At 64.3% G+C, this 18,510-nt stretch carries 10 protein-coding genes and 1 pseudogene; 2 read left to right on the forward strand and 9 right to left on the reverse strand.

Annotation, left to right across the window (positions count from 1 at the left end):
* Window positions 1-52 precede the first annotated feature (52 nt).
* From J4573_RS04680 to J4573_RS04695, 5 genes and pseudogenes are all read right to left on the reverse strand, one after another.
* A complete protein-coding gene (locus tag J4573_RS04680; RefSeq protein WP_243772473.1) occupies window positions 53-967 on the reverse strand; it encodes a serine protein kinase RIO in 915 nt (304 codons plus the stop codon).
* 195 nt (window positions 968-1,162) lie between these two features.
* Window positions 1,163-2,155, reverse strand: coding sequence for an FAD-dependent oxidoreductase (locus J4573_RS04685; RefSeq protein ID WP_307796495.1), 993 nt, complete (start codon window positions 2,153-2,155; stop codon window positions 1,163-1,165).
* Between the two features lie 15 nt (window positions 2,156-2,170).
* Window positions 2,171-2,287: pseudogene (locus J4573_RS56610) on the reverse strand (NAD(P)-binding protein); the annotation flags it as partial.
* Window positions 2,288-2,351: 64 nt separating this feature from the next.
* Window positions 2,352-2,531: a hypothetical protein gene (locus J4573_RS04690; RefSeq protein WP_208253988.1), complete on the reverse strand. Its 180-nt coding sequence runs from the start codon at window positions 2,529-2,531 to the stop codon at window positions 2,352-2,354.
* A 1,699-nt stretch (window positions 2,532-4,230) separates the two neighbouring features.
* Complete coding sequence (locus J4573_RS04695; RefSeq protein ID WP_208253989.1) at window positions 4,231-4,455, reverse strand: hypothetical protein; 225 nt, start codon at window positions 4,453-4,455, stop codon at window positions 4,231-4,233.
* A gap of 299 nt (window positions 4,456-4,754) precedes the next feature.
* Here J4573_RS04695 and J4573_RS04700 point away from each other — a divergent pair, with 299 nt between their 5' ends.
* The gene (locus J4573_RS04700) at window positions 4,755-4,931 is read left to right on the forward strand and encodes a hypothetical protein (RefSeq protein WP_208253990.1); all 177 of its coding nucleotides are present in this window, start codon (window positions 4,755-4,757) and stop codon (window positions 4,929-4,931) included.
* 98 nt (window positions 4,932-5,029) lie between these two features.
* On the opposite strand, the gene J4573_RS04705 is transcribed toward J4573_RS04700, so the two are convergent.
* The 4 genes from J4573_RS04705 to J4573_RS04720 form a co-directional block, all read right to left on the reverse strand.
* Window positions 5,030-5,431, reverse strand: a complete 402-nt coding sequence (locus tag J4573_RS04705; protein ID WP_208253991.1) for a hypothetical protein — start codon at window positions 5,429-5,431, stop codon at window positions 5,030-5,032.
* Between the two features lie 169 nt (window positions 5,432-5,600).
* Window positions 5,601-5,837 carry a DUF2283 domain-containing protein gene (locus tag J4573_RS04710; RefSeq protein ID WP_208253992.1) on the reverse strand — a complete coding sequence of 79 codons (237 nt, stop codon included), beginning with the start codon at window positions 5,835-5,837 and terminating at the stop codon, window positions 5,601-5,603.
* A gap of 2 nt (window positions 5,838-5,839) precedes the next feature.
* A complete protein-coding gene (locus J4573_RS04715; RefSeq protein WP_208253993.1) occupies window positions 5,840-12,808 on the reverse strand; it encodes a polymorphic toxin-type HINT domain-containing protein in 6,969 nt (2,322 codons plus the stop codon).
* Between the two features lie 146 nt (window positions 12,809-12,954).
* On the reverse strand, window positions 12,955-15,906 hold the full coding sequence (locus tag J4573_RS04720; protein WP_243772543.1) for a LamG domain-containing protein: 2,952 nt from the start codon (window positions 15,904-15,906) through the stop codon (window positions 12,955-12,957).
* 349 nt (window positions 15,907-16,255) lie between these two features.
* On the opposite strand from J4573_RS04720, the gene J4573_RS04725 reads away from it, so the two are divergent.
* A complete protein-coding gene (locus tag J4573_RS04725) occupies window positions 16,256-17,698 on the forward strand; it encodes a glycerophosphodiester phosphodiesterase (protein ID WP_208253995.1) in 1,443 nt (480 codons plus the stop codon).
* Window positions 17,699-18,510 lie beyond the last annotated feature (812 nt).

The raw sequence follows: 18,510 nt of genomic DNA on the forward strand, positions 1-18,510 counted from the left end.
CACCGTCTTCGCCGCCTGACGCAGCCGCCCCATAGACCGCTGCAGGAGGCGATCAGAAAACCATTGCGAGCAGGTCGGCGAACAGCTCCTGTTCGTCGACCTCAAACCCGCGGTTGGTGAACCACGTGGCCATGTTGTGGCAGTCGCGCATCAGAAAGTCCATGCCCTGAGGGTTGCCGACGACGTCGACGACCTGGGGCAGGTCGATCATCACGATCCGTTCGGCCTGCGCGAGGACGTTGTACGGCGACAGGTCGCCGTGCGCGAGCCCCGCGCGCGCCAGTTCACGCATGCCATCGCGGAGCTGCTCGAAGTACGCGCCCAGCAGCTCTTTGGCCGGCCGGACCTGGGCGAGCCGGGGCGCGGCACCGCCCTCGCCGTCGTCGATGAACTCCATCAGCAGCTCGGTGCCGTCCACCTGCACGGGATAGGGCACCGGAACGCCGACCTGCCACAACATGTTGAGGGCATCCCATTCGGCGTACGCCCACTGACCGGCCGCGACATTCCGACCATGCGCGGTCTTCTTCGCCATCGCCCGGCTATCGCGGCTGTTGCGAGTTCGGCGGCCTTCGACATACGACGTACTGCGGTGGAAAGACCGGTGTTCCTCGCCGCGGTACCGTTTCGCGGCCATCAGACATGACTTCGCCGGATTGTCGCCGATCGCCTCCACGGCCCGTTCCAGCAGGAAGACATCGGCTTCCTTACCGGTCTTCAGGACGCCGAGCTCGGTGTCGATCGCGGCCTGTTCCGTCACCACCCACGACGGTCGTGGTTCCGGTCCGCGCGAACCACGCTCGACCTCCAGCCAGGTGGACCATCGCTGATCCGGGCCCAGCTTCTCGCCGACCGATTGGAACGCGAAGACGAAGTCGTCGCCTGCCGAAGCCTCATCAGCAGAGGCATCGGACCGGCGGGAGTCAAGGTCGGAGTAGGTCTCGGAGAGTTCGTACTCGGAAGACAACGGGTGTGCTCCTGAACAAAGAGGTGGGACTGATGCGGACATGCCGCAGCACAGTGATGGCCATCCGTCAGCCCTCCTTAGTCCAGGCAGCGCTCTCCGCCGCTCGATCGACCAGCATGCCCGCCCCGTCCGGCCCTCGCAACGCATTTAAAGAGAGCCAGGAGCCCCCGCTTCCGGTCAGTCCAGCGCTCGGCCTCAGGACAGTTTCGCTTCAGGGGCGAAGGCGGGCAGCTTCTCCAGACTGCTGCGCACAGCCTCGGCGCCGTACTCGAACATCTGCCGCTCATAGTCGCCGACCGCTCCGAGCAGATCCTGGCGGCCCTCATCTACGTCGATCAGGCAGCGACGCAGCAGGTCGGCATCGCGCAACGCGGTGTTCGCGCCGTTGCCGCCGGTCGGAGACGTGGCGTGGATCGCGTCGCCGAGCAGCGTGACCGGACCAGAGGCCCAGCGCTCGCCGGGCTTGACCACCCGGATGGACAGCAGCGTGCTGTTGTCCGGGTCGGCCTGCTCGATCAGCGCGCGCAGCTCCGGATGCCACCCGCCCATCCTGGACAGCACGGCCTCCTGCGCGGTCAGGTCCTCCAGCGAGCCGTTCGGCGGAAGGATCATGGCCCAGCGCACGTAGTCGCCGATGTCGGGCAGCGTGACCTCGGGCGCCAGCTGCTCGGCGGCCTGCTTAGGCGGCATACGAAACCGCATCGCGCCGAGCAGCAGGCTGACGCCGTCACCGGCGATCTTCGAGCCGTACGCCTTGGACAGACCGGCGAACTCGTCGGTCAACGGCGTGCGGCCGATGACGAACCGAACGCCGGTGTCAGTCGGCACAGTCTCCGGCGACAACACCCCGCGCACCGCCGAAGTAACGCCGTCCGCCCCCACAAGCAGGTCAGCAGCGACCGAATCCCGTTGGCCGAACCGCGCCCGAACACCACCGTCGCCCAGCACGTCGTAGCCGGTCAGCGCGGCATCGGTGTGCACCGTGAGGCCGGTCAGCAACAAGTGCCGCAGCACCTGCCGGTCGACCACGATGCCGGTCCGCCCCGCGCCGAGCCTGCCGATCTCGTTCAGCTGCGGATCCAGAACGAGCTGCTCAGCGGAGGCGTCCATGACGATCTCGTCCAGCAGCGGGTGCCAGCGCACCGGCAGGCAGTCGCGCACAGCCTGGAACCCGATCGGATTCAGCACGAGCCGGTATCCCTGGAAACGCGCCGCGATCCCCGGATCGCGCTCGAACACCTCGGCCTCGATCCCGGCCCCACGCAGACCCTGCGCGAGAGCCAGACCCCCCAGACCAGCCCCAACAACAGAAACCCGCATCCCACACCCCCGGACGATCGATGAACTAAGTTCTTCCTACTGAACTAAGTTCTATCAACCGAACTTAGTTCATGTCAACTGACACCGCTCCGAGGATGTGACCGAGGACCAAGAACACGCTCGCCAGCGAGATGGCCGGCAGACCCTGGACGTCGTCAAGGAGCCGTGCCGTAGGGCCCGGGTCGAGCCCAATGCGTGCGGCCGGCACGCCGATCGCGATCGTTCCCGGCATCAGCGTCAGCATGGCGACAAGGGTGAGCCAGACCACGGCGCCTTGGGGCCCTGGTGAGCGGCGACCTTGCCGGCGGAGTCGTCGGTGGTGGAAGAGGGCAGGACACCGCGCAGGATCGCGACGGCCAGCGGGCCGATGGGAATGAGCAGCGCGAGCACCGCAGCGGTACGGCCACCGCACGAAGCCTCAGCCCGCACCGTACCCAGACACATGCGCCGCGGCCGTCGGCGGCCGGGAGATCCTCCCGGGCCTCGTGGGAGCCCGCACCAATAACGAACGCGGGGCAGTCGCGTCGCACCTCAACCGGCATCTACGTGCGGGCTGCCCGCCCTGCCTACCGGGGTCATCTGCGAGCAAGAGCAGACGCAACGGCATGCCGAGGTGGAGCGGTGGCGACAGCGGGTCTGGAACGTCGAGTTGGGCCTGGCCGGCCAGCTCTTCGGCCTTACGGAGTCGGAGTTGAGGCCCCTCCGTGCGCTGCGCGACTTGGTAAAGTCGGAAATGCTCAACCCGGACGCCTGTCATAGATCTTGGTTGCGCCACCAAGCAGAAATGGCAGGCCATTCGCCTGAGGGAAAAGCAGGTGGAGCGTCGACTAAGAGGGGCCAACGTGGACCCCCTCTTGAGCGATGAGAGCTAGGCGATGCGATCTGCCACGGATCGTTCTGGCTGCCCTGGGACTGCCCGTAACGGGTACGGGAGACAGGGCCTACCTGGCAGAAGGAGGGGCAGGGTGACCGTATGCGTGCACCCTCGGTGGTGTACGCCTAGCTGGGATCCCCGGCCTGGCGTCGAGTGCAGCAGCGATCAAGGGGAACACCCCCGTGGCGATCACTGCACTAACGATTGCGATCACCTATGTCGGCCTGATCGCGTGGGTCGCCTTCAAGGCGAACCGCACCAAGGCCACCCCAGCCGCCCGCAAGGCGGCCCTCGAAACACTTCGGATCTTGACAGGCCAGACTCAGCCTCCGGCCCCTGATCCCCCACCGGCTCAGCCCGCGGTCGATCCGCCGGCTCAGCGGGGAGGGGGTTCGCCGTGAGTCCTGGCCGAAGTAGTCGGGCCCCACCCTGAAGCCCAGGCCCCCGCGTTACCGGAGGCTTCTTCATGCCTGCGGGCACCCCACGCGGCAGCGCCAGCTCTGCCAGATGGTCAGCCACCGCCCGCTGCTGAACGATCAGGTGCCTCTACCACCCACGGGAGGGCCAAATGACCAGTTTGAGTCCCCGACTCCCCTAGTCATACGGCCCCAATTGGGAGGCCTCGGGACTAGGTGATCCGGAGTTTCGCCTGGTGGAAGCGCGTTTGGTAGGGCGGGCGGGACTCGAACCCGCGACCCAGGGATTATGAGTCCCCGACCCAACCTCACCTCCGCCAGGCTCCAGATCACCAAGACCCAAAACCCTGACACTTACCCGGAACCTACCACCCGACCTGCAACTTTGCCGCTCGCAGAGCGCTCCCTCACACACTCTAAGAACGTGTGAGAAGTCTCGGAGTCCCTCAGCCGTCCAGCGCCTGAGTTCCCCAGTCGGCAAGGTCGGACCCCACGGCGCGCGTCGTGATCTCCGAAAAGATCGGGCGCTTACTCATACCGGCTCGGCGACGCCGCCACCGGCGTGGTTCTCCCCCTCCACAGCGCCAACGACTCGCCCTCACCCAAAACCGCCGCCTGGCCAGCGTGACCCATGCTCCGATTCTGGGGGCGAGTCAGGTCGTGCCGACGCGTTGCAGGGTTAGCCGGAGATACCTGGTCCGGGTGAACGCCTGCCAGAACTGGAGTGCATTACCGGCCGGCTCCACCTCTAACCATGCGGTATCGCCAGGCAGTACCGAGAACGCAAGGGCAGGGCGCCCGCTCCAGTCGATGTGAGCTTGCAAGCTGTGGGTTCCCGGATGGACGTCGATGGCTTGTCGCTCCCCGGCCTTGATCACGGCGACACGGTGACCATTCAACTCGATCCGGTACTTGCGAACAGCGTCTCGGTACCGACCACCTGGTCGACGAACCACAACCCGGGAGGGGGTAATCATGCGCGTCATGGTCTCAGACCAGTTTGCTCCGACCACCCTTCGACCATCGACCACTGCGGCGGTCGTTCGTAGCTGACCCGGTCAGTGGTAGCCGAGTTCGCGGCGTCGCTCGCCGAGGAAGCTGGCCGCCTCCTCCTTCAGTTCCTGCCGGAGGCGGCGTGGCCCTTCGCGGTGAAGTCGTGGAAATGCTCTAGAAGTTGGTGTTCGAGCCCGATGAACACGTCGTAGCGTACAAGGCGTATCGCAGCTTCAAGAACCCGAGCTGCTGGAACGGGACGTGGTGCTCGTGCACACGTGGTCAGGCGCCGCTCGTCCTCACCGTCTACACCAAGAAGAGCCGGTACCCGAAGGTCGGCATGTTCATCGTCGCCCGGTAGACGTTGACGCTCGAACCGGATGACGAACGGTCCGTCCACCTGATGGCCAGACCGTTCGTCGCCGAGCCACATCCCGCTGGCGGTCACGCTAGTCCAGGTCACCCACGGCGGACCGTGTTACAGACCTTCAGATAGAGAGCCTCGCCATTAGGATAGGTATTGCCCATCAGCTTGCCACCTTTGAGCAGATCATCACAGGAAAGACTCTTTGGCATCTGCGATATCACCTTACGAAGCGCCGCCACGGTGACATCATTTCCTGCAGCCTCGTCGTGATAGACGACCAACTCTTGAGCGGGGCTCGAGGGACTGACACGCGCGACGATAGTTCCGCTGGACACCGGTGACCCTGAGGTGCTTTTGCCGTCCGAGCTTCCACCACACCCAGCGAGAGAGGTGGCAGCCAACGTCAGCGACAAAATAGTTAGAGATCTCAGCAAATTGAATTCCCTTATAAAGAAACTCTCGATGACGATGCTGTTAGTTGAAAGCGAAGGCATTTCCCTGCCCAGCAATCAGCAGCAGTCAGCGCTCCACTCGGCCTTCCCTGTAACCAGATTTACAGCAAGGAATCATATCCATATATACAGCCGAACAGCAATATCCACCCCAAACGCCCCTCCATTTAGAGAGCAGCCGTTGACTGGCTCACACATTTAGCAGTCAGGTTCAGTCATTAATCCGTTCGGCCGCTTCAAGCAATCGCCGAGGCAATTTTGAATCGGCACCCAGGACCTCTATGCCAATGAGCCTTCCATCTTCGTCAAAGTCAAGATTGATCATCCCCTCGACTTCGACTGGATCACATGGATACATGCGCGCCACCCGGGAATTACCTTCCGGGTCGGCCAGATAGATGTATGCGGCGTTCGCCTTCTGGTCATAGGTAATTTTGAGATCCGCCACGGTTAACCCCCCGCAAGGCGATCGATATAGGCTTGAGTCACATCAACCATCACTGTGTTCACATTTCCATCGATCGTCTTCGCCACAAATACCTTGGTCCCAGGATCATAGTAACCAAGTTTCCACTGCCCGTCATGGCGGTAAGAGAAGGGATCTCTACCAAGCACAGACTGTGCATCTTCCGCCGAAACCCCACGGTTCTTCAGACGCTGCGTAGCATGGCGCGTAAAATCATCGACCTCAGTAGCGTCTGGAACTGGCGGCTCACTGAGAACGGGCTCTTCACCTCGGGCGCAGAGACAGCTCGGATGGTGTCCGTCAATCCAGCCCGCACAGTTATGCACGAGCACAGGCGTTGAGCCCGCAAGCACATAGAAGGTGTGCATGTCCGCAACGGTGAGATCGTAAACGACTGGCAGAGAAAGACTGTTGGCGGTCTGCGTAACCCGGATCGATCGTCCGCTTGGGGTGCGAACGGACTCACCCTGTCGAAGGCTGTCGGCACGGATCCAGCTGTGGCGGTCGGGGTCCCAGAAGAGGTGGTGTTCGGTGGCGCTGACGACGCCGGTGCCGATGGTCAACTGGACGACGTTCTTGTAATGCTTGCCAGAGAATCTGGCTGTGACGATCTTGGCTGTGGTCTTGCCGGTTCTGGGGTTGGTGGAGAGGACTTTGTCACCGGGTTTGACCTCACTGATGGGTTTCGATTTGCCATTGGCCAGCAGGACTCTCGTGTTGGGTGTGAAGCTGTTGAGAGCGCATGAGCCGGCGGACTCGAGGGCTTCTTCGGCGACCTTGAGCTCTCGGCGGGCTTTGATCCAGTCCTTGATGCCGGCGACGACTTCCTTGGTAGCGCTGTAGAGGCTCTTGACCAGGCGCGCCGCCTTGCGCCATTTGAGACCGTATTTGGCGACGAGCTTGCCAGCGAGGCCTCCGGCGAAGGAGGAGATCACGTTGAGGGCGGTTTCACCGCAGGAGCTGAGGTCGCCGGTGGTGAGGCAATCGAGGCCCGCGGTGATGCCGAGTTCGTCTGCAGCGATCTTGGCGATCACTTGGGCGGCGTTGGCCAGGCGTGACTGTGCCTTGGCGACCCGGGCGCGCATGGCTCTGGCGGCCTGTTCCAGCGCTTGACGGCGAGCAGCAGCCGCTTCGGCGTCCGATGATCCGCCGCGACCTGTCCAGTAGGCGTTGCCATTGCGGTGGTCACTGTTGCCCTTACGGAGTGTCCATCGGTCGGACCCGGTCTGGGAGTTGGCTCCAGTTCCGTTTCCGGGGCTGCCGGGGTATTCGCACTGGCTTCCGTCGCGGTGGCACGGGGAAAGGCCGCTGGGATCGGACAGGGTTTCGGGGTTGTTGTTGGCGTAGGCGTAACCGTTCATCTGCGCCGGGTCGGTCGGGTCGAAGACCGGGTCGGTGGAGGCGAAGCGGCCGGTGTCGGGGTCGTATTCGCGGGCCCCGAGATGGACCATCGAGGTGTTGGGGTCGGGTGTTCCACCGACGAAGGACTTGGTGCCGGGCCAGCTGTCGGGGTTGGTGCGCAGCTGGCCGAACGGCAGGTAGCGGCGCCGGGTGATGTTCTGTGTCTTGGCGTCGATGGCGATCTGGGCACTGCCCTGACGCTCGGGGATAAGCCAGGAAACACCCTTGGCGGTGCGGACCGCGATGGTGTTGTCGCCGTGGCTGTAGTAGCGGGTGGCTGCCACCGTGCCCGCTCTGTCCATGGCGAGTTCCTGGCCGTCCAGGAAGAGGGTCTTGGAGCTGTTGGCGTCACTGCGGATCAGCAGGTTGCCGTTGGCGTCGTAGAGGTAGGTGCTGGTCTTCGTACCGCCGCTGCCGTCGGGTTCAGTGACCTTGCTCAGGCGGCCCTCGGCGTCCCAGCTCAGTTTCTGGTCGTCGCCGCCGATCTTGCGGGTGGTGGTGTTGCCGACCTTGTCGTAGCCGTAGGTGTTCTGGGCGGTGCCGCTTTCGGGGATGCCGTCGCCGCCCCAGCTGGTGGTCATCGAGGCCAGCGTGTGGGGCTGGCTGGAGGTGTTGTAGTCGTAGGTGCTGTTGTGGTCCTTGGTGGTGTCGCCGGTGACGTCGTGATCGGCGCTGGCGGTGCGGTTACCGATGTTGTCGTAGGAGTAGGTCTGCCAGTACGGCTGGGCGCCGCCGATGATCTGCTTGGCGTTGTCCTTCGTCGGGGCCTGCGCGCAGTTGTCGGTGGCGGTCCACGCCTGGGTGAGGCGCTGGAGGTTGTCCTGCTGGAAGCACTGGACGTCGGCGGCTGCGCTGGTGGGGGTGTCGGCGATTTTGGTGATGTTGCCGGCGGCGTCGTAGCTGTAGTTGACGTCGTCGTCGCCGACGGGCTGGTCCTGCCGGTCGGTGCGTGAGCGTTGGAGGCGGCGGGTGCCGTCCTCGTAGTAATTGGTGAGCCAGACCCGCTTGGAGGTGAACGTGCCGAGCGACAGCTGGGAGAGTTCACCGAAGTCGGTGTAGGCCGCGCCTTGAGCGTAGGCGTCCAGGCCGCTGACTGTGGTGGCCTGGCCGAGGGCGTTGTAGTTGCTGGTGACGGTCTCCTTGGCCAGTCCTCCGGCCGCGGGCATGGTCAGGGTGTCGACACTGCCGTCGGGGTCGTAGGTGAGGCTGGTCTGGTAGGTCTTGCCGAGGTTGCCCTCGGTGGTGGGGATGGTGACCTGGCTTTCCAGCGGCCGGTACGCGGCGTCGTACTTGGTGACCTCCTGGGTGTAGGCCTGCCCGCCCGACCAGCGGATCGACTTGGCGGGCATCCCCTTGCCGCCGGTAACGGTGTCGTAGGTCCACTCGGCGAGCTTGGTCTCGGTGCCGTCAGTGGCGACCTGGTGCTCGAAGGTCCTACGGCCGAGCGCGTCGTAGGTGAACTTCAGCGTGCGGTTCTCGGCGTCGGTGGTCTTGGCGATGCCGCCTGCGGCGTTGTAGTCGACCTTGGTCAGACCCTTGTCTGGGTCGTCGAGGGTCTTCTTGTTGCCGTGCAGGTCGTAGGTGTACTTCCACTGGTTTCCTGCGGCGTCGGTGACCGCCGACAGTTCACCGGCGGGGGTGTAAGCGTACTTGGTGGCGTTGTAGTCGGCCGGGTCGTCGCTGACCGTTCCGTTCTTGTACTGCCGCTGCTCGACCGTCTTCCCGCGCGCATCGGTGATCGCGGTGGTCATGATTCCGCCCTTGGGCGGGGTGACGGTGGTGCGGTCACCGCCATAGGCGGTCGTGGTGTGCCACTGCTCGGTCGCGTAGCTGTAGAGAGTGCTGACGACCGGGCGTTCTGCACCGTCGTAGGTGATGATCGTCTGGCCCGGCACCGAGTTGTCCTGGGTCGGCGTCAGCAGGGTGGTGCCCGGCGTTCCGGTCTTGTCGACGTAGGGCTGGTTGGTCTTCCAGACCAGACCGCGGCTGTCGTAGTAAGTGTCGGTGACAACTCGGTAGGTGGAGGCGCTGGGTTCCTGCGTCTGACGCGGCCGGAGCAGACCGTCGAGCAGCTGGTAGCTGGTCTTCTGCTGCCCGTTGGGCATCAGCTCTTTGGTGGTGATGGCCGTCGCCGCGTTCTGGGTCATCTGGTAGGCGAACTCGGCGTTCGGCGTCTTGTCGGTCGTACGGCCCGGCCCCCAGGCCTTCACGACCCGGCCGAGGGAGTCGTATTGGGTCGTGGAGGTGTTGCCGTTGGCGTCCTTGGTGGTGACCGGCAAGCCCCAGGACGGCTCGATCGTCTGGGTGGAGGCCTGGTTGAGCGCGTTGGTGACAGTACGGCCGGTGACCAGGCTGGTCCCGGTGTAAGTAGTGCTGGTCTTGTTATTCAACCCGTCGAAGGTGTCCTTGGGACGGCCCAGCGAGTCGTAGGTGGTCTGCGTCGTGGTGACGTAGGTCGGCGTCGAGCCGGAATAGGAGTCGGCCTCTTCAGTCTTGGTCGGCTCGCCGTAGCTGAGGTCGTAGGTCGTCTTGGTGTCCGAGACCGCGTCATCGGGATACTTGGGATCCTGGCCACACGGCTTGGCTACTGTCCACACCCGTTCGGGCAGGGACGTGATGCCCTTGGCGGAGTTGCCGGTGTAGGTGGTCTGGGTGCATTTATCATCGCCGTCACCGACCGCAGAGCCCGTGTCGCCCTTGTCCCACTGCTGCTTGACCGTGCCGTCGTCGTTGAATTCCTTGACGAGTTCGGTGCGCTGGTACGAGCCGGGCGCGTTCAGCGCGGTCCGCGACCTGGTCCGGGCCGTGTCGATCATCCACGCTGTGGTCTTGCCCTGGGTGGAGGTCGGGCCGTGCTCCCAAGGGGTGTTGATGGTCCCGGACAGCTCTCCGCCCGAGACCTCCTTGTATTGGATCCGCTCACGCAGGTAACCCTGGAGCCGTTCCCGGTCGTCGAACTCAGTACCCTCGGAGTCAACGATCTTCGCCGTCTTGGTCTGCGTGCCATCGGCGTTGGCGCGGTCTCCGTCCATTCCACGGAAATACAGATAGTCGGTTCGCGTCTGCTTTCCGGACGGTGAGCCGTGCAGGACGCGCACCTGCGAGTAGCCACGCCACTGCGACCAGGTCCGCAGCCGGGCTGGCACCAGAGCGTCATCGTCGGCATAGTGCCAGGCAGGCTTGTCCAGATACTTGTAGTGCGTATCTTCAGCGGAAGCGCCACCGACGTAGTCGGCGTTACTGACGTCGGTGACGACGTACTTGTGCATCCAGTCGGTGATCAGGTCTTTCGGGTCGGTGGCTCCCGGGCGGATGATCCGCTGCGGGAAGCACAATCGCGTATTGTCCTGCGGCGACGGCAGCGAGTCCTTGGTGCAGTCGCTCGGCGAGTAGGTGATGTTGGTGCCGCCACCGGACTCGTTGTCGATGTTGACCAGACGCCACTTGAGGAACGCGGGCAACGAGTCCCCGATACCGTCCACCCGGTTGGGCATCTGGGTGTACCCGAACTTGACCTTCGGCAGCGAAATGGCACCGCCGACGACCCCCGTGCCGGTCGCCTTGCCGGTATGTGTGATCCCGTTCAACCGCAGCGACGGGTCGGAGGTGTCTCCAGCGGCCACGATCGACTGGTCGAACGCCCAGGTGTCGACCGGCTTGTAAGTCGTCCCGTTCAGGATCTGCGTGGTGATGCCGGCCAGCCGCTTACGCGTCCAGAACGTCGGAGAGAACTTGTTGCTGCATGTAGCGTCCTTGGCGCAGTTCTGGTCGACCGGGACGTCCGGCCAGTTGGCACGGTTGGCCACGGTGAACTTGGCGTCGGCGCACTCGGTAGCACCCTTGAAACAGCGCTCCTGAACATCGAATACGACCTGCTGCGGCGCCTTGGCCGTGAAGAGATTGTCCTTGGCCAGGCCATAGTCGATCCGCGACAAGTAGCCGCCCCGGGTGTAGGGGCTGGCGGGACTGGCGGTCTTGTTCTTGGCGTAGTAGTTGGTCTCAGCGCCGTACCACAGCGACATCGCGTTGCCGCGCGGGTCGACGACATAGTCCAGGTTCCACCGCCACGCCTGGTTGCAGAACGAATCCTTGAAACCGGTCGATGCGTAGCAGGGCTCCCCAGAGTCGTCACCGGCCACCGGGACCGTCCAGGTCGAGTTCGTCTCGGTCTTGCCCGAGGCCCAGCCCGGCAGATGGTTGAGTCCGAAGTAGTACTGGGTGCCGTCCGCGGTGGTGACCCGCCAGTGCTCACCCACGTCCCACGAGCCGCCCTCGTCACCGTTCGCGGCACCGGACAGCCATTCGATCTTGGAACCGTCGTCGTCCTTGGGGCGCCACTTGCCGGTCGAGTCGTCCCTCACCAGCTCGAGCGACGAGCCGTTCAACGAGAGGGTGGCGTGATAGTCATCCCAGCACTGGTCGCCCGGCGGCGGAGTACCGGTCTGACCATCGTCCGAGCAGGACTTGAACTTGCGCTCGACATAACCGGGCCAGTAGTCGAAGCCCTCCCCCAGCCAGGACGTCTGGTTGTTGGTAGAGGACGTCCGGCCATCCACGGCACCCGAAGAGTAGGAAAGACCGATGGTGGGGGTGGGACCCGCCAGAGACGGCGGGACCCGCAGAGGATAAGACCAGGAGAACGCGCCGGACTGGTTGGAGACCTGCCACGTAGACGACGGCGACAACGACGAGGCCGAGTAGTCACCGGCCGGGCCGGAGGAACCCGCCACCGCTGCCAGGAGCATCGGCTGCTGAGTGGCGGCGGGAACGTCCAGATCCGCACTGAGCCGGCTGGCGCGCGCGTCATTGCTCGAACCGGCCAGCGGTTGCGGCTGGCATCCCGTACGGCGCGGGCTGGTCAGCGCACACTCGGGAAGTTTCACCAGGTGGAGGCGCTGCGCCCAGCCGGCACCGCCCATGCCACGAAAACCCGAATAATCCAGCGACAGCGAAACCCTGCCCCCGGCCGCCGCGGCGGTGGCTCCCGTCTGAGCGGTCGCGGAAGCATCGGCTCCGACCTTCATCACCACGCCGTACAGCCCGGCGCCTGTCGCAGTCTTAGAGTCCAACACCTGAACCTTCACGCGGCCCGGCATGACAGCGCCCGAAGGCAGCTTGGCCTGCTGCTGCGGACGTCCGATCCAAACCGGCAGGGACCCGGCTCGCACTGGTTGCTGCGGCGCAGCCACCTGGGAAGTCGGCGCCGTCCGGGCAGCAGGGCTGGGGGACGTCGCTGTGCGAGGGCTTGATGCTGAGGCACTGGGGCTGGACGTCGCCTGTCCCTGCTCCTGGTCCTTCTGCGCGTTCACCGATGGAGCGAAGTCGACTACCGCGCTGCCCGGCTTGGGCCAGCTCCCGCGCAAGTCGGGACGCGCACCCTTTGACGTGTCGATGTCGTGCGGCTTCGCTCTCACCTTGCGGGTCTTGACCGCATGCTCTTTCTGCGTCTTGGGCCGTTCACCGGTCTGCGGCTTGGCCACCGCGGACGCCGGCAGCGCCGCAACCACCTGAGCAGTCACCGCGACAGAAACCACCATGGCCAGAAGTGCCATCAAGCGACCCGACCACCAGGGCTTCATCAACCACCCGCGCACGATTCCTCCGAGCCCATACCACGTCGAGTTCTCGTCAAATGGGCGCGGAGGGGTGGCAAGCGGGCCGCGCGCCCGGCGGCCCGCCCACATCAGTTGCGTTGTCGTCAGGGATTCGGCACTGGCAGGCGAATATTGCGATTCGCGTCCGCCAGGATCATTCCGTCCGACGTCGTGGTGAATGCACCCGGGTAGATGTGCAGATCCTGGATAGAACCATCCAGATAGTCGGTGTACTTGTCGTTGTACCAGTTCCGGCCCACCTGGAGGCTGCCGCCTGCTGTCCAGCTCGCACGGAAACCGTTGGTCTCCACGACGTCGGTCTCACCCACGCTCTTCCCGTTCATGTAGAGATTGAGCGTTCCCTTGCTGGATTCGTAGACAGCGGCCAGATGAGTCCACGTGTCCTGTTGCGCGGGATAGTCACTGTTGGAGATCGAACGACGTGAGACGTACTTCGGATCGGACGGCAGCACGTCACTCTTCGTCATCAGGAACGACCAGTATTTCTCGGTGTCGCTGATGTATTTGTAATAAAGCGAAAACCCGGGACCGTGGTTACCGCTTTGGCTGACCACGACCATGTTGTGCTTGGGGAGACTCCTCAGGTTGACCCAGGCGGTCACGGTAAAGCTCAGGTCGGTTCGTATGACCGGGACCTTGTTGGTGGTGTTATTGCTGTTCGGGCAGGCGACCACGGCGGTGTTGGTGTTGCCGCAGGCGCTCAGACCGTCGAACCCAATGGCCTTGCCGAGGTCCGGGCGGCCATCGGTCCAGTACGCAGGTGCGCCGAACATCAAAGTGTGATTGTTGCCGGACTGGTCCTGGCTGACCGCGCCGGTGCCCTCTCCGAGTGACCAGAACCCGGCACTGATCTGGGGACAGACGATGTAGGCGTTCTCTCCACAGCTAGGCGCCTGAACAAAGAAGGTCTTTGAGAACAGGGACTTCTTGTCGTCGGTGTTGCCGACCGCGTCATAAGCCTTGACATAGAGCACCGTCGGCCCGAACGTCGGGGGCGTGATCTGAACCCGCGCGGTACGGTCCGCATCGGTCCCCGCAGTCACCTGAGCGGTCGGCTGATCAGTGCCGATGGAGTATTTGTAGTACGCGACGTCATTGGTCGCGCCGACCTGCGGGGCCTTTAGCTCGAACCAGCCCGGTTTGTTGATGGCACCAGCCCATGTGTCGTCCGGGTATACGGGAGCAGACTCGCCAGGTCCTGCCACCGGATTGATCGTCACGACCTCGTCCGGGATCGTGGTGTCGACTCTGAAGAAGCACGGGTTGCTCCAATAGCTGACCCCCTGCTCGTCGGTCTTCCAGGTGTCGTAGGAGCGAGCCTTGACGTAGTAGGTCCCGTCCGCCAACGACCGGGTGTTGTCCTGCGGGATGCGGGTACTCCAGGTTCTCCCCGAGGCGTACTGATGAGGGTCGATCGGGGAACCAATCTTGGTCATCACCTTCGTAGTGGGGTCATACGATCCCCACTCGAACTCCATCGACGTCAGCTGCTGTCCCTTGGCGCCGTCGGGGTCCGTTCCCACGGCCGTCACCTCGGGAGCCTCACGATCCGAAATCTTCCCGATCAACGGCCACGTCGTGGCCGAGCAGGTCTTACCACTGACCTTCAGCTGGGACGGCTGATCCGGACGCTGGTTGTAGAAGATGGTCAGCTTCGGGTCGAGCTTGAACCGCATCCACGAACTGTCGCTGCCCTCACTGTCGCTGGGCGCCTTCAGACCAAGAGCCAGACTGTTCCATCCGCCTGAAGACGCCCGGCGGGCCGCGGCCAGGGCGTTGAACTCCAGCTTCTTCTCGCCGCAACCGGTGTGCCCGAGGGAGGCGTTCTGGGTGTCCTGCCGGACCAGCCAGTGGTCGGACCCGGTGAAGTTGTTCCAGGTCTCGTTGCCGTTGATGGTGTAGGTCTGCCACAACTCGACATCAGGCGTGGCCGTGCATGACCAGTCAGACGTCCAGGACCCAGTGATAGTGAAGGTCGCCTCTCCAACAAAGGCACCCTTGGGTAGCGGATCCACGTCCATCAAGAACATCGACCGGATCGGGCCCGCGCCACCGTAGCTTCCCGAACGCGGTGGGTACGGCGTCCCGTTGGAGTACTTACACGAGTTGTCCCAGCAGACATTGCTCGGATAAGCCTTGTCGATGTAACCCCAGTGGTTACGGTTCCCAGTGAAGTCGGGATCGATGTACACGGGATACTTCGTCGCGGGGTCCTTCAACATCTCCTGATCAGGCGTGATGGTCAGGGTCCCCGCGCCGACCTGGGTCGGCATCTCTACGGGAGGTTTCTCAACCTGAGATTGCTCGCTTCCCGAGGGCATGCTGTTGCGCGGCTGAGCCGACTGCGAGCCAGCGGCTTCCTTGTTCGAGTCCCACATCGTGGGGGTGTTGGCGTGAAAGACACGGCGGCCCACGGTGTCGACCGCGTCCACTCCGTTGTGGCTGTCGGTTCGCAGCGTCACGCCGGTCGTCTGCGTGGTGAACTGGATCTTCGCAAGCGCTGGGTTCTTGGCCGCCTCAGGAGTCTTGACGACCAAGACCTCGCTGTAGCCGAACATCGTTGCAGTGATCTTCAGGTCCACGTCCGGCAGAACCGCGGCATAGGTCGCCGTCGGCCCGTTGACCGTCGGCTTCGGGAGACTTGCCTTCCAGCCAAGACGCAGCGATCGGCTACGGCTGCGGTCGGTGAAGCTCACCAGCGGAGCGGCTCCCCCACCCGAGAAGACCACATCGGCGGGACTGGCCGCGGGAGCCAGTGAACCGTCCGCTCGCTGCTTGAGCGTCAGATCAATGCCGCTCCACGTGCCGTCTGCCCGGCGCACCCGCTGGGGCAGGGCGGTGATCTCAAGCTTGGCGTTGCCGTCTGGATTGACCCAGGTCGTCGACGTTTCCGTCCGCAACAACGTGGCCTCGACCGGCTTCCCGGTCTTCTTCGCCTCCAAAGCAGCCGCCGTCTCGGAGCCCTTCACCGGCGCAGGCGGGCCGTCCGCCTTGGCAGGGGTGCCGCCGATCGTCTGAAGTCCCACTGCGGCCATGACGGTCACCACAGTTCCAGCGATGACCTCACGCCCAAGCCGACGAGCCGCGCCCCGTCGCGGGGTGTGGAACACGCCCTGGGGTTCAGATCCGGGACTGCGCAAGCGGGCACGAAGGGGCACAGACGCTCCTGAGAGGGGGTAAGCCGAATCAAAGTCGGCTTAACGTAGCGTCACCATCTTCCGTTAGGGAAGTTAACAGTTCCCAGAAATAATGTGATCTACAACACTCTCAAGTGGCGTAAACCAGGACACCTGGGCACCCGTCTTTCCTTTCTGGCCCAGAGACCCCGGCGGCCAAGCCAGGGGTCGATTACTCAGCGCAACATCTCGAGAAGGAACAGACCGCGTGCCGACCCCCCGCTCCCTCGCATGCATCTCGGTAATGGCCCTGCTCACCTCGGGCGCGCTCCCGCCCGGGTCGGCCACCGCGAACGCCCGACCGGGTTTCCGAGTCAACGTCCTGCCTCAGCGATTCGTGATCGCGCACCGGGGCTCCGGATCGTTCATGGCCCCGGAGAACACCCAGGCCGCGCTGGACCGCGGAGTGAGCGACCCGAACGCCGACTTGCTGGAGTTCGACATCCAGGTGCTCAAGGACGGCGTCGGCGGGGTCTGGCACGACCCGACGGTCGACCGCATCTCCACCTCGTCAGGGCCAGTCACGGCTCTCGACAGCACAGCGTTTAAGAAGCTGGTGATCGACGCCCCCGCCTGGTTCGGAGGAAAGGGCGCAGCGAGCCACCCGCTGCTGCTGGACGAACTGCTCGACCAGTACGCCGGGCGCAAGCTACTGCTCGCCCACCCCAAGGACACCCAGGCCATGCAACTGGCCATCGACACCCTGACCCGGCGTGGCCTGCAGGACGTCGTGCAGATCCAGACCTTCTCCCGCTCTGACGCTGTCCTGGCCAAGAACGCCGGCTTCGTCGTTCAGGTGCTGGTCGGATCCGCCAACCAAGCGACCATCGACACGCCCCAAGCCATCCAGGCCGACGGAATCCAGCGAGTCTCCATCTGGCAGGGCCTACCCGACGCCACCATCCGCAGTTATGTCGCGGCGGGCCTGACCGTGGCCGCCTATGACGTCAACCGGCACTACCGCCGCGACCAGCTCTACGCCCTCGGGGTACACGGCCTGGACACCGACGACCCCACCTACATCCGCGGCGACTCGGCCCGCTACCGCCGCACCAGTGATCCTTTCGGCTACCAGACCTGGTGGTACGGACACCTCGGCCAAGTCCAGACCCCCTCCCGCCTCGCCGCCGAGCACCCAGACCGGGGATCCTTCATCGCCCCCAACTGGTGGACCGTTCCGCGCGGGAGCTATCCCCTGTTCGTCCGGCAAGGCTGGGCCCAGCTGAACAAGACTCAAGAGCTGCGCGTCTGGATGCAGGCCACCGCACTTGGCGCCGACACGACCCGCTGGGCAGGCCTCTACTTCTCCGCGCAACGCGACAACGCCTACGCCGACGCCAGCGCTGACCCGCTCAACGCCGGATACTCCCTCATCCTCCGCCAGAACGGGCAACTCCAGCTCTACCGCAAGGACCCCACTCGCACCGTCCTGCTCAAGACCATCAACACCCCGGCACTCCGAACCGGAACCCTCGCCAAGATCCAAATCAAGATCACCAGCACCGGCATCTACATCCGCCGATACGACATCACATCCACAGGCGCCACCATCCGCGACACCCACTACCGCGGGACCTACCTCTACCTCGGCCGTTCCGCCTACACCGGACACCAAGGCCCAGGCATCGCCTTCCGCGTCTCCACCCGGTAAACAAGCAGCACCGTCGGCCAGTACCTGTGCGACGGATCCGGCCCGCTCCCTCTGCGTACGGGCAAGAAACAGAACCAGCCAAGCGGTGGGCAGCAACAAACGGCGACTCGCCCCGGACCTCCGCCCGGGGCGGGCAGCTTTACTCGCAGCAGCCTCTCCCAGCGGTGCGGCGGCACAGCCGGCGTCCAGCAGGATCCGCCACCACGGCTCAGCCGACCTGCACACCAACCTGCCGCTACGACCCCCATCAGCGCGATCGTGCTTGTGCGGCCCGTCACCGACAACAGGTCCACCGCGATTCACAGACGCTCGCCTTCATCGACCTGCGCGACTGCCCGACGGATCAAGGTCAGCGGATCTGGCAGTAGGGGTAGGTCCCTCAACGGCATGAAGTCGCCGCCAGCACCAACTCGGCACACGCCAAGGTCGTCTCTCCAAGGCGGCCGTCCAGACTGGCCCGGGGTCGATCCTCCCCCAGCCCCAGCAGGTGGAGTCTCCTCCTGCTGAGCGACTTCCACCCCCGCGGTGCCAGGCCCGGGCACGACCTCCGCATGGCAGGGCAACACCAGGTCGCAGGTCCTCTAGGCTCGGATCGAACGTCTCGGTCGGCACCAATCGCAGCACCACACATTTCCTCAGCGCTCGCGAGCTGAGCCGCCCGCGCACCGCGGAGACCGCGAGCTAAGCGGCCATGAGCACGCACAAGACCGACCGTACGGGTGTCTTCCCCCTCCGGAGTTCCACAGCGGAAGCACGGGCATTGACCTGAAGACGCAGGGCTTCACTCCCCAAGTATTTGTCGGCCTACAGCG

Origin of the sequence: Actinomadura barringtoniae (assembly GCF_017573505.1) — a bacterium.
Classification (GTDB): domain Bacteria; phylum Actinomycetota; class Actinomycetes; order Streptosporangiales; family Streptosporangiaceae; genus Spirillospora; species Spirillospora barringtoniae.

Bases quoted from the DNA above. Each gene is read 5' to 3' on its own strand.
- J4573_RS04690 (WP_208253988.1), bottom strand. From the start codon at position 2,531: ATGCTGACGCTGATGCCGGGAACGATCGCGATCGGCGTGCCGGCCGCA.
- J4573_RS04720 (WP_243772543.1), bottom strand. From the start codon at position 15,906: ATGGCCGCAGTGGGACTTCAGACGATCGGCGGCACCCCTGCCAAGGCG.
- J4573_RS04715 (WP_208253993.1), bottom strand. From the start codon at position 12,808: ATGGCACTTCTGGCCATGGTGGTTTCTGTCGCGGTGACTGCTCAGGTG.
- J4573_RS04705 (WP_208253991.1), bottom strand. From the start codon at position 5,431: ATGCCTTCGCTTTCAACTAACAGCATCGTCATCGAGAGTTTCTTTATA.